We start from the raw sequence: 19153 nt of genomic DNA, 5'->3' as shown, positions 1-19153 counted from the left end.
AGTGGCTCCTTTCAGGTCTTGACCCGCAGCATGCCCTCTTGCGCGGTCGAGGCCACCAGGCGGCCGTCGCGCGTGAAGATGCTGCCGCGGCACAGCGCGCGGGCGCCCTGGGCACTGGGCGAATCCACGACATAGAGCAGCCAGTCGTCCAGTCGGAAATCGCGGTGGAACCACATGGCATGGTCCAGGCTGGCGGCGCGCAACCGGGTGCTGAAGAAGGTCAGTCCGTGCGGGTTCATCGCGGCGCGCAGCAGGCCGTTGTCCGAGGCGTAGGCCAGCAGGGCGCGGTGCACCATCGGATCGTCGGGCAGCGGCGCGATGGCGCGCAGCCAGATCATCGACTGTGGCGGGCTGGGCTGGGGCGAGAGCAGGTCGGGCGCATCCATCACCCGCACCTCCAGCCCCGGCGAGATCAGGCCGCGGAAGCGGTAGTCGGCCGGCACGCGCTCGCCCAGCGCGATGCGGCGCTCAAGTTCACTGGGCTGCGACAGCGGATCGGATGCCTGCGGCATGGCGTCCTGGTGGTCGATGCCTTCGTCCAGCGTCTGGAAGGAGGCCGCCATCTCGAAGATCTCACGGCCTTCCTGCCTGGCGATGACATGGCGGGTGGTGAAGCTGCGGCCGTCGCGCGCACGGTGCACGGTGTAGTCGATGGGCGCATGCTTGCCCGGCAGCAGGAAATAGGCGTGCATGGAATGCACCGGGCGGTCCGCCGGCACCGTGAGGCTGGCGGCCACCAGGGCCTGGCCCAGCACCTGGCCGCCGAACACCGCCGGCGTGCCGATGTTCTCGCTCTGGCCGCGGAATCGGTCTTCGCCGGTGGCCTCCAGCTTCATCAGGGCGACCAGGTCGGTGACATGGCGCGCCGCCGTGGCGGCATCGGGGGTGGGGTTGGGCGTGGAGTTCATGGGGCGGGCATCGCGGGAAGGGGAACGCAGGAACATAGCAAATCCTGCGCCCTGCCCCTGTCCCGCGGCGGTCAGCCGCTGGGCCCGCGGCTGCTTCTTGCCGGGCGGCTCAGTACTGCAGCCGCGCGAGAGAGCGCAGCCGCTCGGCCGTGGTGCTCGGCAGGCCGAAGAACTCCAGGTAGGCCGGGATCATCTCGAAGAGCATGTCCGTGCCCACCTGCACCCGGCATCCGCGGGCCTGGGCGGCGGCGAGCAGCGCGGTGGTCTCGCTGCGCATCACCACCTCGCCCACCATTGCGCCTTCGTCCAGGCGCTCGACGTCGAAGGGCAGCGGATCGCCCGGGTTCATGCCCAGCGGCGTGGCGTTCACCACCAGGCCGAAGCCCTTCGGGTCGGCGCTGCCGGTGCCCACCGGCAGCTGCGGGTATTCCTGCCGCAGGCGCCCAGCCAGGGCCCGGGCGGCGGCATCGTTCACGTCGTACAGGGCCAGTTCGGCGATGCCGGCCTGCGCCAGCGAGGCCGCGATGGCGCAGCCCACGCCGCCCGAGCCGACCACCAGCGCGCGAGTGGTCGCCAGCTGCAGGCCCTTGCGTTGCATGCCGCGCACGAAGCCGGCGCCGTCGAACTGGTCGCCCACCAGGCGCCCGTCGGGCAGCCGCCGCACGGCGTTGCAGGCGCCCGCCACGCGCACGGTCGGCGTGACCTCGTCCAGCAACTCGACCACGCTGACCTTGTGCGGCATGGTGACGAGCGCGCCGCGCACGTTGTCCATCCTGAACAGCGTGCGCAGGCTGTCCGCGAAGTGCTCCGCACGGCAGGCGAAGGGCACCACCACCGCGTTGATCCCGTCCGCCTCGAAGTACGGGTTGTAGATCATCGGTGCCTTGAAGGCATGGGTGGGGTAGCCGAGGTGCGCGATCACCTCGGTCCGGCCATCGATCTGCACGTGCGCGCTTCCTTTACTTGCGGGCTTTTTCCAGCTCGGCCATCACGGCCGTGACGGTGGCTTCGCCCACCGAGGCGCTGTGCTTGGCGATGACCGGCTTCATCTTGTCGCGCAGCTTGGTCACCTCGGCCGGAGTCAGCTCGGTGACCTGCATGCCGCTCTTCTTCAGCTCGTCCATGATGCTGGCGGCCTGCGCGCGCGACTGCTCGCGCTCGTACTTCGCGGATTCGACGGCGGCGTCCTGCAGGACCTTCTGCTCGTCGGCCGAGAGCGAGTCCCAGAAGCGCTTGCTGATGACCACCGACTGCGGGTTGTACTGGTGGTTGGTCAGCGTCATGTACTTCTGCACCTCGTACAGCTTGGCGCCGCGGATGGTGGCCACCGGGTTCTCCTGGCCATCCACCGCCTTCTGCTCCAGCGCGGCGTACAGCTCGGGGAAGGGCAGTGGCGTGGGGTTGGCGCCCAGGGCGTTCACCCAGTCCACGTTGATCGGGTTGGGGATCACGCGCAGCTTCAGGCCGGCGATGTCCTCCACCTTGGCCACCGGGCGCTTGCTGTTGGTCAGCTGGCGAAAGCCCAGCTCGTAGTAGGTCAGGCCCACCAGGCCCTTGTCTTCCAGCTTCTTGTGCAGGCCGGCGCCGAAGGGGCCGTCGACCACCGCATCCGCTTCCTTCGCGTTGCCGAAAAGGAAGGGGAAGTCGTAGATGGCGAAGTCCTTGACGATGCTGGCGAAGATGCCCGAGTTCATCGAGGCCATCTCCAGCGTGCCGCCCTGCAGGGCCGACACGTTGGCCTGGTCGCTGCCCAGCGCGCCGCCGGGGTAGACGTTGACCTTCATCTTGCCGCCCGACTTGGCCTCGACGATCTGCGCGAACTTCTGCATGCCCAGCACGATGGGGTGGCCCTCGGCGTTCTGGTTGGCGAACTTGATGGTGCGCGCCTGCTGCGCCTGGGCGATGCCGCCCAGGGTGCACAGGGCCGCGGCCGCCAGCACGGACTTGAGGAAGAGGCGTTTCATGGTGGGTCTCCGTTTCGTCGTTGTCGTCGTTGAAAAGCGGTTGGGTGCTCAGCCGGCCAGCCAGCGCGCGGGCACGGTCACCAGGCTGGGGAAGAACACCAGCAGGAACATGAGCAGGAACTGCGCGACCATGAAGGGCCACACGCCCTTGGTCACGTCGTCCATGCTGACCTTGCCGACGCCGGCCACGGTGCTGAGCACGGTGCCCACCGGCGGGGTGATGAGGCCGATGGCGTTGTTGATCATGAACAGCACACCGAAGTACACCGGGTCGATGCCGGCGGCCTTGACGAGCGGCATGAACACCGGCGTGAGGATCAGGATGGTGGGCGTCATGTCCATCGCGGTGCCCACCAGCATGGTGATGACCATGATGGCGAACATGAGCATCGTGGGGTTGTCCAGCAGCGGCTTGAGCAGCGTGACGATCTCTGCCGGCAGGTTGGCGACGGTGATCATCCAGGCCGAGACCATGGCCGCGGCCACCAGGAACATGATCACCGCCGAGGTCTGCGCCGCCGAGGCGAACAGGCCGAAGAGCTGGTTGAGCTTGAGCTCGCCGTAGATCACGGTGGACACGAACAGCGCATACACCGCGGCCACCACCGCCGCCTCGGTCGGCGTGAACACGCCGAACTTCAGGCCCACCACCACGATGAGCGGCAGCACCAGCGCGAAGGCGGCGTCCTTCAGCGAGCGCAGCACCTCCGCGCGGCTGGCGCGCGGGGCGGCCTCGATCTTCTCCTTGCGCACCAGCCACCACCAGGTGAGCCACAGGGCGCCGCCCAGCATCAGGCCCGGGGCGATGCCGGCCAGGAAGAGCTTGGAGATCGACACGTTGGCGGCCACGCCGAAGATCACGAAGCCGATGCTCGGCGGGATGATGGGCGCGATGATGGAGGCGGAGGCCAGCAGGCCGGCCGAGCGCGCGGTGTCGTAGCCGGCGCGGTTCATCATGGGCAGCAGCAGCGCGGCCAGCGCGGCAGCGTCGGCCACGGCCGAGCCCGACAGGGCGGCCATGATGACGGCCGCCATGATGCCCACGTAGCCCAGGCCGCCCTTGATGTGGCCCACCAGCGTCATCGCGAAGTTGACGATGCGCTTGGACAGGCCGCCGGCGTTCATGATTTCGCCGGCCAGCATGAAGAAGGGCACGGCCAGCAGCGGGAAGCTGTTGGCGCCCTCGATGGTGTTCTGCGCCAGGATCTGCGCGTCGAACATGTTCATGTGCCACATGAGCGCGGCACCGCAGATGAGCAGCGAGAAGGCAATCGGCACGCCCAGCGCCATGGCGCCCAGCAGCGCGCCCAGGAAGATGGTGATGGTCATGCCTGCTCCTTCGCGGCGGCGGGGGCTTGTTGTTGGTGGGGCACGTCGTCTTCCGACTCGGAAACCGTGACGAGATCGCTTTCGGCCAGCTTGCCGGTGAGCAGCTTCCAGAGGTTGTGCGCAATGATCAGCGCCGCCAGTACGGCGAACACGACGCCGCTGACGTAGAACCAGGCCATCGAGGCCTCCATCACCGCGCTGGTGGTGCCGTAGTTGATGAGCGTCTGCTCCCATGCGCCACGGAACATCAGCCAGCAGATGAACAGCATGAGCAGGTGCGACATCACGAAGCAGGCCTTGCGGCCCGCGACCGGCAGGCGCTTGATCAGCGTGTCGGTGCCCAGGTGCGCGTGGTTGCGCAGCGCCACCACCGAACCCAGGAAGGTCATCCACACGAACATCCAGCGCGACAGCTCCTCCGACACGGTGATGCCGGAATTGAAGCCGTAGCGAAGCACGACGTTGCCGAACACCATCACGACCATGAGCCCCAGGCTCACGACCATCAGGACGACAAACAAACGGCAGATGCCGTCGATCAAGCGCTGTATCACGGGAAAGTCTCCTGTTATATAAATTTTGTACGGACTGGTTAGTTTTTCAATTTCGGGAAAACCCATGCCCGCCGTCCGAAGACTGCAGCGGGTGTTTCCGAAAGGAGCCGCGAGGCGGCTTCTACTTGCGCACGAAGCGCGCCACCATCTCGGTGACGTTGGCGCGGCGCTGTGCGATGTAGATGGGCGAGAGCATGTCCAGCTTGAAGATGGTGCCGAAGGTGTGGCGGTTGGACACGTTGAAGAAGCTCAGCGCCGAGATCGAGGCGTGGATGTCCACCGGGTCCAGGCCCTTGCGGAACGCGCCGGACTTGACGCCGCGCTCGTACAGGTTGCGTATGGCCGCGATGGCCGGCACGTTCAGGTCCTGGATGCGCTGGCTCTGCGCCATGTACTGGCCGCGATTGATGTTCTCGGACATCACCAGGCGGATGTAGTTCTCGTGGTGCAGGTGGTGGTCGAAGGTGAAGGCCACCAGGCGCCGCAGGGCGTCCTCGGGCTCCAGGTCCTGCAGGTTGAGTTCGGACTCCACGTCGCGCACGCGCCGGTACGACTCCTCCAGCACCGCGAGGTACAAGCCCTCCTTGCTGCCGAAGTAGTAGTAGATCATGCGCTTGCTGGTCTTGGTCGCCTCTGCGATCTCGTCGATGCGCGCGCCGGCCAGGCCCTTCTCGCCGAACTCCGCCTCGGCCACTTCCAGGATGTTGGCCTGGGTGCGTTCCGGGTCGTTGGTGCGGCCCGGCGCCTTGCGCGCAGGCGCGGCGCTGCGTCCGACCTTCTTGCGCGTGCCGGCGTGTACCAGTTCGTTCATTCATGAAGTATAGGAGCCTTGCGGCGTCCGGACTTCTTCAGGCCGCGGCTTTGTCCTCGCGCACCGTCTCCACCAGCGCGCGCAGGCCCGCGGTGTACGAGCGCCAGCCCAGGCCCTGGATGGTGGCCTTCACCGCCGGCGAGATGATGGAGTGCGCCCGCCAGGTCTCGCGCGCCGCGATGTTGGACATGTGGATCTCCAGCACCGGGAAGGGCATGGCCTTGATCGCGTCGTGCAGCGGCACGCCGTGCTGCGTGAGCCCGGCGGGGTTGAGCAGCGCGCCGGCGGCGATGTCGATGTTCTCGTGGAACTTGTCGATCAGCGCGCCTTCGTGGTTGGACTGGAAGATCTCCAGTTCCACCTGCAGCTCGTTTGCCAGCACGCCCAGCCGCTCGTTGATCTGCGCCAGCGTGGTGGTGCCGTAGATGTGCGGCTCGCGGCGGCCGAAGAGGTTGAGGTTGGGTCCGTGCAGGACCAGGATCTTCGTCATGGAACCGCTCATTTCGACAGACGCGCCAGCTCGTCGTTGTAGAGCTTCACGATGGCCGGGTCGTAGGCCGCGGCGAACTTCTCGGTGACCGGCTTGGCCACGGTGCGCATGCGGGCCTGCTCGGCCGGCGACACCTCGTTGTACTGCATGCCCTTGGCCTGCAGCTCGCCCACCGCCTTGGCCGCGGCCTCGCGGCTGACCTTGCGCTGGTAGCCGCGCGCCTCGTCGGCGGCCTCGTGCATCATCTTCTGCTCGGCGGGCGAGAGCTTGTCCCAGAAGCGCTTGCTGACCAGCACGATGTTGGCCGCGTACACGTGGTTGGTGGCGCTCACGAACTTGTTCACCTCGAAGAACTTGTTCGACAGGATCACCGCGAAGGGGTTCTCCTGGCCGTCCACCGCCTTCGACTCCAGCGCGCCGTACAGCTCGGCGAAGGGCATGGGCACCGGGTTGGCCTTGAAGGCCTTGAAGGTGTCGAGGAACACGGGGTTGGGAATGACGCGGATCTTCAGGCCGTCCAGGTCCTCGGCCTTGGTGATGGGGCGGCGGCTGTTGGTGACGTTGCGAAAGCCCAGGTCCCAGTAGCCCAGCGCGACCAGGCCCTTCTCGGGCAGCCTGGCGATCAGCGCCTGGCCCAGCGGGCCGTCGAGCAGCGCATCGGCCTGCGCATAGTTGCTCACCGAGAAGGGGAAGTCGACCAGGCCGAACTCCTTGACGATGCCGGCCAGCGAGGTGGTAGCCGGTGCCGACATCTCCTGCACGCCGCCTTGCAGCGCCGACTGCTGCTGCAGTTCGTTGCCCAGCTGGTTGGACGGGAATTCCTGCACCTTCAGCTTGCCGCCGCTCTTGGCCGCGAGCAGCTCGGCGAACTTCTTCACGCCCATGCTCACCGGGTGATCGGTGTTGTTGAGGTGGCCGAACTTGATGACGCGCTCCTGCACGTCTTGCGCGAACGCCAGGCAGGTGGCGGTGGCGAGGGCGGCGCTCACGATGGCGCTGCGCATGAAAGTCTTCACTGGCTTGTCTCCTTGTTGATGATCGGCTGGCGTTCGAGAGAACGTGCTGCGGCATGATAGGAAGCAAGCCAGAACACCATTCCAGCCTGGAATCTCATTCCACCATGCAGAAGAACAAGACACCGTCCCCCGTCACACCCAGCGGCACCGTGGAGCGCGTGCTGGCCATTCTCGAATGCCTCGCGCACCAGCCCGAGGGCATCGCCCTGGGCGAGCTGGCGGACGAACTGGCCCTGCCGCGCAGCGCCTGCCACCGCCTGCTGGCCGAGCTTTCACGTTGCGGCTACGTGCGCCAGCTGCGCGAGCAGGGCGACTACGCGCTGACCACGAAGATGCCCGCGCTGGGCCTGAACTTCCTGGGCGGCGCGGGCATCGTCGACATCGCGCAGCCCATCATCGACCGGCTGGCCGAGGTCTCGGGCGAGCTGGTGCGCCTGGCGCTGGTCGATGGGGACAGCCTGATCTTCGTGGCCAAGGCGCAGGGCGCGCGGACCGGGCTGCGCTACGACCCGGACATGGGCATCGACGTGCGGCTGTCCTGCAGCGCGGGGGGCCATGCCTGGCTGATGACGCTGGACGAGGAGCGCGCCACCGAGCTGGTGGCGCGCCAGGGCTTCGGCCAGCCGGCGCAGTTCGGCCCCAAGGCGCCCACCACCTTCAAGGCACTGATGAAGACGCTGGAGGAGGATCGCAAGCGCGGCTTCAGCATGATCGTGGAGTCCTACGCGCCCGGCATGACCGCCATGGCCGCGCCGGTGACACGCCGGCACCAGGGCACCATCGCCGTCATCACCATCGCCGGGCCGCTGCTGCGCCTGAGCGCGCTGCGCATGCAGGAGCTGGGTCGCCCGCTGCTGCAGGCGGCGCACGAGCTGGCGCTGGCCGGCGGGAGTTCGCCGCTGTTCACGCTGCGCCGCTCGGGGTAGCCGGGGCGCTACTCGACGCAACGTGGACCCGTTCGATTCGGGTTGAAAACCATCGTGTGAAGGCGCCCGGATTGGCGGTGCCTTCTTCCAATGCGCCGGGAAGCTTTCCTACCCGCCGGATGCTTGCCGCCATGGAATGCTTGCGAGAGACGACGGCGAAATCGCCATGCGGCTCGTCGACGGGACATGACACATCGATCGCTCCAAACCTTCTCTTCGAACCTCAATCGCCTGATGCGCGAAAAGGGCCCTGCGACCGCACTGGCGGTGGAACGCGCGGCCGACGCCAAGAACCTGAGCATCGGCCGCACCAGCATCGGCCGCTATGCCGGCGGCGCAGGCAATCCCACCCTCGCCCACCTGGAAGCCTTGGCCGAAGTCTTCGGCGTGGTGCCGTGGAAGCTGCTTCACCCGGCTCTGGGCCACGACGGCGCACGGCCCACCGTCTCCGACCAGCTCGAAGCGCTGGCCAGTGCGCTGATGCGGCTGCCGCCGCATGTGCGAAGAGAGGTGGGCGAGTGCTTTCAGCAGCTGGCGATGACGCCGGAAGCCGCGTTGCCTCGCGAGCGGCTGGAAGAACTCATGGCGCCCACGGAGGCCGCCAACTGGACCGGCACCGGCGGCCGCTGAAGCGCCCCGTCCTGCGTCATTCGCCGGAAGCCACCGCCAGCGATTCAGGCGCACAGTTGCCGAATTCGCAGCGCAGCATGAAGCGCTTGCCGTTGCCGCAGGCCACGCTGTATCGCTCGAAGCCCGGGCCCTTGCCTTCCAGCACGGTGCGCACCGATCCCTCGCACATGTTCGCCTTGGCAAAGCTCTCGGCCATGTAGGTGTCGCGGCCGTTGCGCGGCGCAGCCACGGGCTCGGCCAGGCGGGCCGCGTAGGCCACGCTCACGTTGGGGTCGAGGTTGCGGTAGCCCTTGCGGGCCATGCAGTTGACCAGGGTCTTCTGCTGCAGCGGGTCATCGGCCAGGCGCGGCCTGTTCGGGTCGACGATGCCCGAGGCGATGCCGGAGATCACCGCCATGCCGACGAAGCCGAAGGGCACCACCAGCCCGACGCCGAGCACCAGGGCGTCCGTGACATCGCTGCTTTCGCCCTTGATGGGAATCACCTGCACGCTGGAAGCCGTGTCGCGGCAGGCCGCGACGTCGGCAGCGAGCGCGTGCGGGTCCACGCCCTGCATGTCGACCAGCGGCAGGTAGGCCGCGCCCGACCCCGTGCCCGGCGTGGTGGCCGGCGGGGTGGCACAACCGCCAATCAGCGCCGTCGCACAGACGAGAAGCGCCAGCTTTCTGCCCATCGTTGCTCATGCTCCATCGGAAGCGGGGCAGCGATTTCAACACACGTCCTGTTACTTGGAAATGCAGTGGCGTTGCGCGCTTGCACTAAGCGAACTTTGGGATTACTCGGAAAAGACGAATGGCGCGCTTGCAGGCTCCGGCGTTGACCTGCGTGCGTTTTTCCGGCCCTGGATCAGCCGCGCGGCGCGACGATCACGTGGGCCTGGATCCTCGCGCTGACCGGGCCTATGCCGTAGCGCTGCTCGAGGGCTGCAGTGGCGGCCCCCGTGGCCTCGTCCAGGCGGCTGGCGTCGCGTGCCTCGATCTCGTTGCGAAGCGGCGTGCCCTGGACGTAGGCGATCGCCACGGTGCGGGCCGAGTCGGCCCGACTCTGCATCGCAAGCGTGTCGATCCGGTTGGCTCCGGCGAATCCGGCGCGAAGCAGATCGTCCGTGATGGCGGCCCTGTCGTGGTAGCCGTGCGGCAGCCGCGCGAGAAAGCGCGGTGGGTCGTCCGGGAACAAGCGCGCCATGGCCTGGGTCACGACGTCGGCGAATTCGTTGTCCTCGATCCGGTCCCAGACATTGAACAGCAGCGTCCCGCCTTCACGCAGCACCCGCCTCGCCTCGGCATAGCCCGCCACGCGGTCCGGAAAGAACATGCTGCCGAACTGGCACACCACGGCATCGAAGCTGCCGTCCTCCAAGGGCAGGCGCATGGCGTCGGCCTGGCGCCACGTCACCGGGCGGCTGGTGCCGATGCCCGCGGCATGGTCGATCATGGCCTGGTTGAGGTCGGTCGCCGTGATGGGGACGTCCGCGGGGAGCCGGTTCGCAAGATGACGTGTGACCGCACCTGTTCCCGCTGCGATCTCCAGCACCGAAGACGGCTGCACCGCAGCGACCCGCCCGGCCAGGTCGATGGCATAGGGCTCGAAGATCATGGGGACCATGTACTGCTCGTACAGCTGCGCAATGGATCCGGAAAACACGCGATCGCCACTGGGAGAGTTCATGGTGTTCGGCTCCAGGGGAGTCGGCCATGGTAGCCACCGCACGGGCGTTTGACGAGCGAGCGCCCCAGTCACCGGCTCAGGGAAGGAACGGAATCAATGCCGGCACGTGCCGGCTGTAGGCCACGTACGTCTCGCCGAACTGCTCGCGCATCCAGCGCTCTTCCATGCGCAGCTTGCGCCACAGCGCCAGCACGGCGACCAGCACCGACAGCACGCCGGCCAGCGTGCCCCGGCCCACGGCGCCGCCAACGAATGCCAGCAGCAGTCCCGTGTAGATCGGATGGCGCACGATGGCGTAGGGGCCGGTGGTGACGAGTTCGTGATCCGACTTCAGCGTGACCGTACCGCTCCAGTTGCGGCCCAGGTAGCCGCGCGCCCACACGGTGAAGAGCAGGCCCGCCAAGGTGAGCGCAGCGCCCGCGAAGAAGGCCGCGGGGCCACGCGGGAGCAGGCGCAGCTGCAACGCTGGAATCCACGGAACGCTTGGCGCCCACACCAGCGCCATGGCCAGCGCCAACGGGCCGATGTGCAGGACCCGGGAAAGGACCGGCTCCTGGCGTACCGTCGCCTTGACGTCGCGCGAGCGCGCCCACCAGTAGGCGGCCCAGCCGAACCACAAGGCCGGAAACAGATAGCGGTAGACGTAGAGCATGCGGCAGTTCTCCCTGTTGATCGGGAATGAATCTGCCCCCCGCAACGCGGACGGTCAATGCCGCAGGTCTGCCGCGCGGACTGAAATCTCCGCTGGACTCAGTCCGGCCTGGCCTCGCCCAGCCACACGCCGTCGGCGACCAGCGTCTTCTGCAATGCCTTCACGTCCACATTGGCGAAGCGGGCGTTGCCCAGCGTCGCGGCCGCGGTGCCGGCGGCCTGCCCCATCACGAAGCAGCCGCCGCTCGCGCGCGCGGCCGATTGGCCTTCGTGCGTCATCGAGGCGCAGCGGCCGGCCACCAGCAGGTTGTCCACGGCTTGCGGCACGAGCATGCGCCAGGGCAGTTCGTTGATGGCATTGTCCGCATCGCGCGGGAAACCCCAGTCGATGCGGCCGTCGGCATGCAGCTCCATCGGCCAGGCGTTGACGCCGATGCGGTCGTCGAAGCGGGCGGAAGACAGGATGTCCTCGCCCGTCAGCGCATACAGGCCGTGGATGCGCCGCGTCTCGCGGATGCCCACCTGCGGCGCGATGTCCACGATGGAGGATTGCTCGAAGCCCGGCACCTCGGCCTTGAGGAAGCGGAAGTACTCGCGGATCTGGCGCCGGCCCTCGATCTCGCCGTCGCTCAGTTCCTGCGCGTCCACACCGTTCATCGCGCCGCCCTTGGCGTTGCGGATCTGCGTGACGTTGGCGCGCCATTCGCGCGGGTCGATCTGCGGCCGCAGGATGGCGCCTTCCCGGGGGAAGTCGTACGCGCCGGGACGTTCCTGGCGCGCGCGGTCCATGAGGTCGTTGATGGCCTTGAACTCGCCCACCGCCGCCAGGGCGCGCGGCGCGTCCACCTGGCCGACGCGGAACATGGTGGTGGGAAAGAGGCCGCTGCCCTGGCCGTCGCCCACTTCGAAGGGCACGCCGGCGAAGGCGGCCACGTCGGCGTCGCCCGAGCAGTCGATGACGGCATTGGCGCGGATCGCCTGGCGGCCCGACTTGGTCTCCACCACCAGCGCGCTGATGCGCGAGCCTTCGCGGATCACCGACGCAGCCCAGGCGTGGAAGAGCAGGTGCACGCCGCTCTCGATCAGCAGCGGATCAACGGCGCACTTGTACGCCGAGATGTCGTAGGAGCGCACGCGGATGCGCCCGCCCATGCCGTCCTGCGGCTTGTTGAGGCCGCCGGCCGCTTCGAGCCGCTCGAGCAGTTCGTCGACCACGCCATGAACCACCTGGCGCATCTCGCCCTTCACGCGGCCGTACAGGCCGGCGAAGTTGGTCACGCCGCCGGCCGTGCCCATGCCGCCCAGGAAGCCGTAGCGCTCCACCAGCAGCGTGCGCGCACCGTGGCGCGCGGCGCTCAGCGCGGCCGCGATGCCCGCCGGCCCGCCGCCGATGACCACCACGTCGAATTCACCGAACACCGGCAAGGGGCGGGCTGGCTCGATCAGTTGCTCACTCATGTTCTGGAACGCTTTCATCCGTGAAACGAAAAAAGAAAAGCCGCCGGCCCGCGAAGACCGGCGGCGCGAGGGCAGGCTTACTGCAGCTTGATGCCCTTGGTGGAGATGATCCTGGACATGATGGCCGACTCCTCCTTCACGCGCGTGCGCATGCCCTCGGGCGAGGTGCCCACCGCCTGCCAGCCCTGGTCGAAGAGGCGCTGGCGCACGGCAGGGTCCTTCATGATGATGGCCAGCTCCTTGGCGATGCGGTCCTGCGCGGCCTTCGAGAGATTGGCCGGGCCCAGCAGCGCGGTCCACACCTCCAGGTTGAAGTCCTTCACGCCCACGTCGCCCAGCGAGGGGATCTCGGGCACCAGCGTGCTGCGGCCGCTGGTCAGGCCCACGGCCTTGAGCTTGCCGGCCTTGATCTGCGGCATGGCCACGCCCGGCGGGATCAGCGCCATCTGCACCTGGCCGCCGATCATGGCGGTGACCACCTGCGGATTGCCCTGGTAGGGGATGTGCTGCGAGGCCATGCCGCTCACGCGGCCCTGCAGCTGCTCCATGCCCAGGTGGCCCACCGAGCCCACGCCCACCGAGCCATAGTTCCACTTGTCGCCAGCCTTCTTCGCCGCGTCGAGGAAGGCGGCGCCCGAGGGCTCGTTGGCCGGCGTCACCAGGATCAGCGGCGCGGTGGTCAGGAGCGACAGGTAGGTGAAGTCCTTGGCCGGGTCGTAGGGCAGGTTGGGGTAGAGCATCTTCGACGAGGTCAGGTTGCCGTTGATGACCACGCCCAGCGTGTGATCGTCGGTGGCCTTGGCCACCGTGTCGGCCGCGATGTTGCCCGAGGCACCCGGCTTGTTGTCGATGACCACCGGCTGCCCCAGCGCCCTGGACAGCGGCTCGGCGATGGTGCGGGCCGCGATGTCGGGCGTGGAGCCGCCCGGGAAGCCCACCAGGATGCGCAAAGGCTTGGTCGGCCAGGCCGCCTGCTGCGCGAAGGCACCGGTCGCGGGCACCAGGGTGCCGGCGGCCAGGCCGAGGGCGGAAAGAAGAAGGGCTCTCTTGGTCTTGTTGGTTCGCATGTGGTGGTAGTTGGTAATGGAATCAGTCAAGGCTGATGTTGCCCCGCTGCACCAGCTCGCCATAGATCCTGGACTTGGCTTCGGCGTTGCGAGTGATCTCATCGGGCGACCAGGCCAGCGGTTCGAACGCGAAGGTATCGAAGCGGGCGCGGATCTCCGGGTCGGCGATCACCTTGGCGACATCGGCGTTGATTTTCGCCTTGATCGCGGCCGGCACGCCCTTGGGGGTCAATAGCGACACGAAGGAATTCACTTCCAGCGCCGCAGGACCGCCGGCCTCCGCCATGGTGGGCACGTCGGGCATCTGCGGCACGCGCTTGGCCGCGGCCACCGCCAGGTACTTCAGCTTGCCCGCCTTGTAGATGCCCTGGCTGGAAGGAATGCTGGCAAAGGCCCAGTCCACCTCGCCCGTGCCCACGTGGGCGTAGAGTTGCGAGACCTCGCGGTAGGGGATGTGGTTCATCTGCAGGCCGGACAGCGCGTCCAGCTGTTGCCCGCCCAGGTGGCCCGGGCTCCCCACGCCCCAGGAGCCGTAGCTCACCTGCCCCGGCCTGGCCTTGGCGGCGGCGATCAGGTCGCTCATGTTGTTCCACTTCGACTGGCTGCTCACCGCCACGAAGAAGGGCGTGCGAAAGAGCGAGGCGACCGGGTCGAAGTGGTCCAGGGTCTTGAAGTTCTTCGACTTGTACAGGTGCGGCAGCGCGGCCACGTGCTCGCTGTCCAGCTGCAGCAGGACGTAGCCGTCGGGCGCCGCTCTCCTGGCCTGGTCGATGGCGATGAAGCCGCCGCCACCCGGCTTGTTGTCGATGGTGACCGTCTGGCCCCACAGCTTGCCCAGCTTGTCGCTGACCAGGCGCAGCACGGCGTCCGGCCCGCTGCCCGCTGCGAAGGGCGTGACGATGGTCACCGGCCGGGTCGGGTAGGCGGCGGGGCTTTGCGCCCAGGCGGTGCCCAGGGACAGCGCGGCAGCAAGGCCGGCGGCGAGATGGCATGCGTTCATGGTCTTTGTCTCCGTCTTTCTCTTCGGTTTGGATGGGTGTTCAGGCCGGGGCGCGCGCGTCGTCCAGGCAATGTTCGGGGCGCCAGGCGTAGAGCCATTCCACCGCATCGTAGAAGCGCTGCTGCGAGCGGCCCGGCCACAGGCTGTTGCGCACCAGGCGCTCCACGCCCTTGGCGTGGTAGATGCGCCCCATCTCGCGCACCGACAGCACCACGCGGGCCGTGCGCGCCACGCGGGCCGACTCGTACAGGCGGAAGGCACGCGGCAGGTCGTGGCTGCCGTCCTCGCGGCGGCATCGCCCGATCGCCTCGCCCAGCGTCACCGCGTCTTCCAGCGCCATGCAGGCACCCTGCGCCAGGTACTGCATCATCGGATGGGCCGCATCGCCCAGCAGCGTGGCGGGGCCGCGGCCCCACTGCTCGACCGGGTCGCGGTCGGCGGTGCTCCAGCGGCGCCAAGAAGTGGGCAGGCTCAGCAGCTGGCGCGGGCACTCGTGGATGCCCTCGAAGTACGAGAGCACCTCTTCCTGGCTGCCCTCGCTCACGCCCCACTCTTCCTTGTCGCGGCTGTGGAAGGTGACGACCAGGTTGTACTGCTCGCCACCGCGCAGCGGGTAGTGCACCAGGTGGCAGTTGGGGCCGGCCCAGACCACCGGCGCGTTCCAGCGCAGGTCGGCAGGCATCTGCTCGGCCGGCACGACGGCGCGATACACCACGTGGCCCGAGACGCGCGGCGCATCGCCCAGCAACTCCGCGCGCACCACCGACTTCACGCCGTCGCAGCCCACCACGGCCTGCGCACGGAACTGGCGGCCGTCGCGGGTCACGGCCAGCACGCCGTCCTCGCCGATCTCCAGGTGCTCGACGGCGGCGGAGGTGTGGAAGCGGATCAGCGGATGCTGCTTCACCGCATCGAAGATGGCGCCGTGCAGGTCGGCGCGATGGCTCACCGCATAGGGGTTGGCGAAGCGCTGGCGGAATTCCTCGCCCACCTCGACCGAGGCGACCTCGCTGCAGTCCACCGCGTCCATCATCACCAAGCGCTCGGTGAACACCGCCTTGCTGCGCACCGCCTCGCCCACGCCCAGTGCGTCCAGCGCTGCGAAGGCATTGGGGCCCAGCTGCAGGCCGGCGCCGATCTCGCCGATGTGGGCGCTCTGCTCCAGCAGCTCGACCTGGATGCCCAGGCGCGCCAGCGCCAGGGCCGAGGCCAGGCCGCCGATGCCGCCGCCCACCAGCAGGACGGAAGTCGATGAGGAAGGCGTGTTCATGGCCTTGCTCCCTTGCTTCAGGCGATGCGCACGGACAGCGCGTCGAGGCCGTCCACGCGCACCTCGATCTGCTGGCCGCGCTGCACCGCGCCCACGCCTTCGGGCGTGCCGGTGAAGATCAGGTCGCCGGGCTGCAGCTCGAACAGGGTCGACAGGTTGGCGATGACTTCGTCGACCGACCAGATCAGGTGCGTGATGTCGCTCTTCTGCTTCGTCTGCCCGTCCACGGCCAGCGTGATGGCGCCGTGGTTCAGCTCGCCGATGTCGGCGCGGCGGCGCACCGGGCCGATGGGCGCGGAATGGTCGAAGGCCTTGCCGATCTCCCACGGCCGGCCCTGCTCGCGCATCTTGATCTGCAGGTCGCGGCGGGTCATGTCCAGGCCCACGGCATAGCCGTAGATGTGATTGGCCGCGGCCTCGGCGGCGATGTCCTTGCCGCCCTTGCCGATGGCCACCACCAGCTCGGCCTCGAAGTGGTAGTTGCTGGTCAGGCCCGGGTAGGGAATGGTGGCCGTCTCGCCCGCAGCCACCGGCACGACGGATGCATCGTCATTGGGCTTGCAGAAGAAGAACGGCGGCTCGCGGTCGGGGTCGAAGCCCATCTCGCGGGCATGCGCCGCATAGTTGCGGCCCACGCAGTACACGCGGCGCACCGGGAACTGGTCGGCACTGCCGACCACGGGAAGGCCCACCACTTTCGGCGGGTCGACGACATAGGCCATGGAAGTCTCCTGCCGCGCTTGTTCAGCCGCGGCTCATCGGGGTCAAAAGGAATTCAGAGAAAGGCTTCGCGCAGCACGCCCATGGCCTGCTGCACGGGCCGGTCGGAGAAGCTGAACAGCACCGCGTCCTCGCTCGCATCCAGGCGCAGCGGCGCCCACGAGGGCACGACGAAGGTGTCGCGCGGACCGAACTCGAAGGCCTCGCCGCCGATGTGCGCGGTGCCGCGGCCTTCGACCACGCTGTAGACGCTGCCGTCCGTGCCGCGATGCACCTTGCCCGCGAAGCCCTTGGGCAGCAGCTGCAGGAAGGTGGCGATGGTGGGCATGGGTGCGCCGCCGGTCAGCGGGTTGGTGTAGCGCAGCTTGTGGCCGGTCCACGCATCGGGCGCCTCCTGCCGCTGCAGCGCCGCCAGCGCCTCGCGGCTGCGGGCATAGGGGTAGCTGAAGATGGGCGAGGTGGGCGTGCCGTGGTCATGCCGCACCGGCACCATGTTGTGGCCGAAGCGGGCGAAGCTGTTGCCCTCGGGGCGGGCCACGGTCTGCACCCGCTTCTCGTCGTTCTCGGCGAAGCCGGCATCGAAGAAGCGCAGCATGGGGATGTCCAGGCCGTCCAGCCACACCACCGGTTCGCTCACGCCCTCGATGCCCTCGTTGCCGTGGTCGTGCCAGGCCCAGGAGGGCGTGATGATGAAGTCGCCGGGGGACATGGTGGTGCGCTCGCCTTCCACCGTGGTGTAGGCGCCGCGGCCGTCCACGATGAAGCGCAGCGCCGACTGCACGTGGCGGTGCGAAGGCGCCACCTCGCCCGGCATGATCAGCTGCAGGCCCGCGTAGAGCGACTGCGTGATGCTGGCGCGGCCGGGCAGCGCCGGGTTCTCCAGCACCAGCACGCGGCGCACCGCCTCTTCCGCTGTGATGAGATCGGCCGACTGCATCAGCAGCGGCTTGACGACCTCGTCGTAGCGCCACAAAGCGGGTACGCAAGGCGTCTGCGGCTCGCGCGGCACAAGGGCGTGCAGCGACTCCCACAGCGGTGCAAGGTTCAGCGGGCGGATGCGCTCGTAGTAGGCGGCGCGCTCGTCGCTGCTGTGGGCCGGACTCTTCTTCTGCAGGCTGGCAGTGCTGCTCATGGCGTGTCTCCTTGGCGGGGTTGGGCGGATTGTTCGCCTCCCCCACTATTTCCTCAAGACGAGTTGTCCAATAAGCCAAATCTCGTTTTCGGATAATGGCATTCCCAAGCAGAAGGAGTGCGCCATGGCCGGACTGGACCTGGACTGGATCCATGTATTCGACGAGGTCTACCAGGGCGGCAGCGTCTCCAAGGCAGCCGAGCGCCTGGGCCTGGCGCAGTCGGCGGCCAGCACGGCGTTGAACAAGCTGCGCCTGCATTTCGACGACCGCCTGTTCACCCGCACCGCCCAGGGCATGCTGCCCACGCCGCGGGCGCAGGAGCTCTACCCCGCCCTGCGCGAGGTGCTGGCCCAGCTGGAGATCGCCCGCGGCAGCCGCGTGGCCTTCGACCCGGCGACGGCGCAGCGCAGCTTCCGCATCTGCCTGACCGACATCAGCGAGGTGGTGCTGCTGCCCGCCCTGCTGGGCCACCTGCGGCAGGCCGCGCCGGGCGTGCGCATCGAGACCGAGATCGTCTCCACCGCCAGCGCGCGACGGCTGGAGGATGGCGAGGTGGACCTGGCGGTGGGCTTCATGCCGCAGCTGGACGCCGGCTTCTATCAGCAGACCTTGTTCAAGCAGAACTTCGTCTGCCTGGTGGCCAGGGACCATCCGCGCATTACCGGCGGACGCATGACGGTCAAGCGCTTCTCGGCCGAGGCGCATGCGGTGGTCAGCTCGTCGGGCACGGGGCATGCCATCGTGGACAAGACCATCGCCCGCCAGGGCATCGAGCGGCGGGTGGTGGCGCACCTTTCGAGCTTCCTGGGCGTGGCGCGGATCGTGGCGCGCACCGAGCTCCTGGTGATCGTGCCGCGCGTGCTGGGCGAGGTGCTGGCGACGCAGGAGGCGGTGAAGATGGTGGAGCCGCCCTTCGCCCTGCCCAGCTACGCCGTCAAGCAGCACTGGCACGAGCGCTTCCATGCCGACGCCGGCAACGCGTGGCTGCGCCGGACGATGGCGCAGCTGTTTGGCGGTGGCTGACAAATCTGATAGTTCCCAGGCGCCGGGGCGCTCTCATAATCCCTGGAAAAACCACAGCCCGCCTTTCGGAGGAGTTCTTCGCCATGTCCAGCATCATCCTGCGCTTCCTGGCCGAGCCCAGCACCGTCAACTTCGGCGGCAAGGTGCACGGCGGCACCGTCATGAAATGGATCGACGAGGCCGGCTACGCCTGCGCCACCAGCTGGTCCAAGCGCTACTGCGTCACCGTGTTCATCGGCAGCATCCGCTTCCACCGGCCGATCCACATCGGCGAGTTGGTCGAAGTGGAGGCCCGGCTGGTCTTCACCGGCAGCACCAGCATGAACATCTCGGTGGAGGTGCGCAGCGGCGACATGAAGTCCGGCGCCGAGCTGCAGAAGACCACCGAATGCCTGATCGTCTTCGTCGCGGTCGACGCCGAGGGCAAGCCGGTGCCGGTAGACACCTTCACGCCGGAGACGCCGCACGCCATGGCGCTGGCCGAGCGGGTGCGGGCCCACCTCGCGGCCAGCCGATCGAACTCTCCCTAGTACGC

21 protein-coding genes are annotated in these 19153 nt (G+C 68.1%); 4 read left to right on the top strand and 17 right to left on the bottom strand.

The window, feature by feature from the left end; translation table 11 throughout:
• Positions 1–11 precede the first annotated feature (11 nt).
• From BM345_RS09440 to BM345_RS09405, 8 genes are all read right to left on the bottom strand, one after another.
• A complete protein-coding gene (locus tag BM345_RS09440; protein ID WP_254789660.1) occupies positions 12–944 on the bottom strand; it encodes an acyl-CoA thioesterase in 933 nt (310 codons plus the stop codon).
• Between the two features lie 73 nt (positions 945–1017).
• Positions 1018–1854, bottom strand: a complete 837-nt coding sequence (locus tag BM345_RS09435) for a shikimate dehydrogenase family protein (RefSeq protein ID WP_217653973.1) — start codon at positions 1852–1854, stop codon at positions 1018–1020.
• A 13-nt stretch (positions 1855–1867) separates the two neighbouring features.
• On the bottom strand, positions 1868–2872 hold the full coding sequence (locus BM345_RS09430; protein ID WP_093378275.1) for a TRAP transporter substrate-binding protein: 1005 nt from the start codon (positions 2870–2872) through the stop codon (positions 1868–1870).
• A gap of 48 nt (positions 2873–2920) precedes the next feature.
• A complete protein-coding gene (locus BM345_RS09425) occupies positions 2921–4201 on the bottom strand; it encodes a TRAP transporter large permease subunit (RefSeq protein WP_093378273.1) in 1281 nt (426 codons plus the stop codon).
• The gene (locus tag BM345_RS09420; protein WP_175544953.1) at positions 4198–4755 is read right to left on the bottom strand and encodes a TRAP transporter small permease; all 558 of its coding nucleotides are present in this window, start codon (positions 4753–4755) and stop codon (positions 4198–4200) included. Before BM345_RS09420 ends, BM345_RS09425 begins: the two co-directional genes overlap by 4 nt.
• 121 nt (positions 4756–4876) lie before the next feature.
• The gene (locus BM345_RS09415; RefSeq protein WP_093378270.1) at positions 4877–5566 is read right to left on the bottom strand and encodes a TetR/AcrR family transcriptional regulator; all 690 of its coding nucleotides are present in this window, start codon (positions 5564–5566) and stop codon (positions 4877–4879) included.
• Positions 5567–5603: 37 nt separating this feature from the next.
• Entirely contained in the window at positions 5604–6056 is a 453-nt protein-coding gene (locus BM345_RS09410) for a type II 3-dehydroquinate dehydratase (RefSeq protein WP_093378267.1), read from the bottom strand.
• Between the two features lie 8 nt (positions 6057–6064).
• Positions 6065–7060 carry a TRAP transporter substrate-binding protein gene (locus tag BM345_RS09405; protein WP_093378444.1) on the bottom strand — a complete coding sequence of 332 codons (996 nt, stop codon included), beginning with the start codon at positions 7058–7060 and terminating at the stop codon, positions 6065–6067.
• A gap of 116 nt (positions 7061–7176) precedes the next feature.
• Here BM345_RS09405 and BM345_RS09400 point away from each other — a divergent pair, with 116 nt between their 5' ends.
• Together BM345_RS09400 and BM345_RS09395 are read left to right on the top strand one after the other, a co-directional pair.
• On the top strand, positions 7177–7998 hold the full coding sequence (locus tag BM345_RS09400; RefSeq protein ID WP_093378265.1) for an IclR family transcriptional regulator: 822 nt from the start codon (positions 7177–7179) through the stop codon (positions 7996–7998).
• A 234-nt stretch (positions 7999–8232) separates the two neighbouring features.
• Positions 8233–8628: a helix-turn-helix domain-containing protein gene (locus tag BM345_RS09395; RefSeq protein WP_139237489.1), complete on the top strand. Its 396-nt coding sequence runs from the start codon at positions 8233–8235 to the stop codon at positions 8626–8628.
• 16 nt (positions 8629–8644) lie between these two features.
• Here BM345_RS09395 and BM345_RS09390 read toward each other — a convergent pair whose 3' ends face one another.
• The 9 genes from BM345_RS09390 to gtdA all read right to left on the bottom strand — a co-directional run bounded on the left by BM345_RS09390 (position 8645) and on the right by gtdA (position 17594).
• Entirely contained in the window at positions 8645–9301 is a 657-nt protein-coding gene (locus tag BM345_RS09390) for a hypothetical protein (RefSeq protein ID WP_093378260.1), read from the bottom strand.
• A 173-nt stretch (positions 9302–9474) separates the two neighbouring features.
• Positions 9475–10296, bottom strand: coding sequence for a class I SAM-dependent methyltransferase (locus BM345_RS09385; RefSeq protein WP_093378257.1), 822 nt, complete (start codon positions 10294–10296; stop codon positions 9475–9477).
• Between the two features lie 76 nt (positions 10297–10372).
• Positions 10373–10948 carry a methyltransferase family protein gene (locus tag BM345_RS09380; protein WP_093378255.1) on the bottom strand — a complete coding sequence of 192 codons (576 nt, stop codon included), beginning with the start codon at positions 10946–10948 and terminating at the stop codon, positions 10373–10375.
• Between the two features lie 98 nt (positions 10949–11046).
• Complete coding sequence (locus tag BM345_RS09375; RefSeq protein WP_254789659.1) at positions 11047–12405, bottom strand: FAD-dependent oxidoreductase; 1359 nt, start codon at positions 12403–12405, stop codon at positions 11047–11049.
• A gap of 77 nt (positions 12406–12482) precedes the next feature.
• Positions 12483–13472, bottom strand: coding sequence for a Bug family tripartite tricarboxylate transporter substrate binding protein (locus BM345_RS09370; protein ID WP_093378250.1), 990 nt, complete (start codon positions 13470–13472; stop codon positions 12483–12485).
• Between the two features lie 22 nt (positions 13473–13494).
• The gene (locus BM345_RS09365; RefSeq protein WP_093378248.1) at positions 13495–14472 is read right to left on the bottom strand and encodes a Bug family tripartite tricarboxylate transporter substrate binding protein; all 978 of its coding nucleotides are present in this window, start codon (positions 14470–14472) and stop codon (positions 13495–13497) included.
• Positions 14473–14512: 40 nt separating this feature from the next.
• Entirely contained in the window at positions 14513–15742 is a 1230-nt protein-coding gene (locus tag BM345_RS09360; protein ID WP_093378246.1) for a 3-hydroxybenzoate 6-monooxygenase, read from the bottom strand.
• Positions 15743–15759: 17 nt separating this feature from the next.
• Positions 15760–16464: a fumarylacetoacetate hydrolase family protein gene (locus BM345_RS09355; RefSeq protein ID WP_093378243.1), complete on the bottom strand. Its 705-nt coding sequence runs from the start codon at positions 16462–16464 to the stop codon at positions 15760–15762.
• A 53-nt stretch (positions 16465–16517) separates the two neighbouring features.
• The gene (gene gtdA, locus BM345_RS09350; protein ID WP_093378241.1) at positions 16518–17594 is read right to left on the bottom strand and encodes a gentisate 1,2-dioxygenase; all 1077 of its coding nucleotides are present in this window, start codon (positions 17592–17594) and stop codon (positions 16518–16520) included.
• 124 nt (positions 17595–17718) lie between these two features.
• Between gtdA and BM345_RS09345 the strand changes: the two genes are divergently transcribed.
• Positions 17719–18618: a LysR family transcriptional regulator gene (locus BM345_RS09345; protein ID WP_093378238.1), complete on the top strand. Its 900-nt coding sequence runs from the start codon at positions 17719–17721 to the stop codon at positions 18616–18618.
• Positions 18619–18701: 83 nt separating this feature from the next.
• Positions 18702–19148, top strand: coding sequence for an acyl-CoA thioesterase (locus tag BM345_RS09340; protein ID WP_093378236.1), 447 nt, complete (start codon positions 18702–18704; stop codon positions 19146–19148).
• The last annotated feature ends 5 nt before the right edge of the window (positions 19149–19153 follow it).

It is taken from the genome of Variovorax sp. OV329, from assembly GCF_900114785.1.
Classification (GTDB): Bacteria; Pseudomonadota; Gammaproteobacteria; order Burkholderiales; family Burkholderiaceae_C; genus Variovorax.
Note: the sequence above shows the minus strand (reverse complement) of the source record. Positions and strands in the feature narration are given on the sequence as shown.

Excerpts from the sequence above, each read along its gene's own strand:
- BM345_RS09440 (WP_254789660.1), bottom strand. The coding sequence starts at position 944 with ATGTTCCTGCGTTCCCCTTCCCGCGATGCCCGCCCCATGAACTCCACG.
- BM345_RS09430 (WP_093378275.1), bottom strand. The coding sequence starts at position 2,872 with ATGAAACGCCTCTTCCTCAAGTCCGTGCTGGCGGCCGCGGCCCTGTGC.
- BM345_RS09425 (WP_093378273.1), bottom strand. The coding sequence starts at position 4,201 with ATGACCATCACCATCTTCCTGGGCGCGCTGCTGGGCGCCATGGCGCTG.
- BM345_RS09415 (WP_093378270.1), bottom strand. The coding sequence starts at position 5,566 with ATGAACGAACTGGTACACGCCGGCACGCGCAAGAAGGTCGGACGCAGC.
- BM345_RS09410 (WP_093378267.1), bottom strand. The coding sequence starts at position 6,056 with ATGACGAAGATCCTGGTCCTGCACGGACCCAACCTCAACCTCTTCGGC.
- BM345_RS09405 (WP_093378444.1), bottom strand. The coding sequence starts at position 7,060 with ATGCGCAGCGCCATCGTGAGCGCCGCCCTCGCCACCGCCACCTGCCTG.
- BM345_RS09400 (WP_093378265.1), top strand. The coding sequence starts at position 7,177 with ATGCAGAAGAACAAGACACCGTCCCCCGTCACACCCAGCGGCACCGTG.
- BM345_RS09395 (WP_139237489.1), top strand. The coding sequence starts at position 8,233 with ATGCGCGAAAAGGGCCCTGCGACCGCACTGGCGGTGGAACGCGCGGCC.
- BM345_RS09390 (WP_093378260.1), bottom strand. The coding sequence starts at position 9,301 with ATGGGCAGAAAGCTGGCGCTTCTCGTCTGTGCGACGGCGCTGATTGGC.
- BM345_RS09385 (WP_093378257.1), bottom strand. The coding sequence starts at position 10,296 with ATGAACTCTCCCAGTGGCGATCGCGTGTTTTCCGGATCCATTGCGCAG.
- BM345_RS09380 (WP_093378255.1), bottom strand. The coding sequence starts at position 10,948 with ATGCTCTACGTCTACCGCTATCTGTTTCCGGCCTTGTGGTTCGGCTGG.
- BM345_RS09375 (WP_254789659.1), bottom strand. The coding sequence starts at position 12,405 with ATGAGTGAGCAACTGATCGAGCCAGCCCGCCCCTTGCCGGTGTTCGGT.
- BM345_RS09370 (WP_093378250.1), bottom strand. The coding sequence starts at position 13,472 with ATGCGAACCAACAAGACCAAGAGAGCCCTTCTTCTTTCCGCCCTCGGC.
- BM345_RS09365 (WP_093378248.1), bottom strand. The coding sequence starts at position 14,472 with ATGAACGCATGCCATCTCGCCGCCGGCCTTGCTGCCGCGCTGTCCCTG.
- BM345_RS09360 (WP_093378246.1), bottom strand. The coding sequence starts at position 15,742 with ATGAACACGCCTTCCTCATCGACTTCCGTCCTGCTGGTGGGCGGCGGC.
- BM345_RS09355 (WP_093378243.1), bottom strand. The coding sequence starts at position 16,464 with ATGGCCTATGTCGTCGACCCGCCGAAAGTGGTGGGCCTTCCCGTGGTC.
- gtdA (WP_093378241.1), bottom strand. The coding sequence starts at position 17,594 with ATGAGCAGCACTGCCAGCCTGCAGAAGAAGAGTCCGGCCCACAGCAGC.
- BM345_RS09345 (WP_093378238.1), top strand. The coding sequence starts at position 17,719 with ATGGCCGGACTGGACCTGGACTGGATCCATGTATTCGACGAGGTCTAC.
- BM345_RS09340 (WP_093378236.1), top strand. The coding sequence starts at position 18,702 with ATGTCCAGCATCATCCTGCGCTTCCTGGCCGAGCCCAGCACCGTCAAC.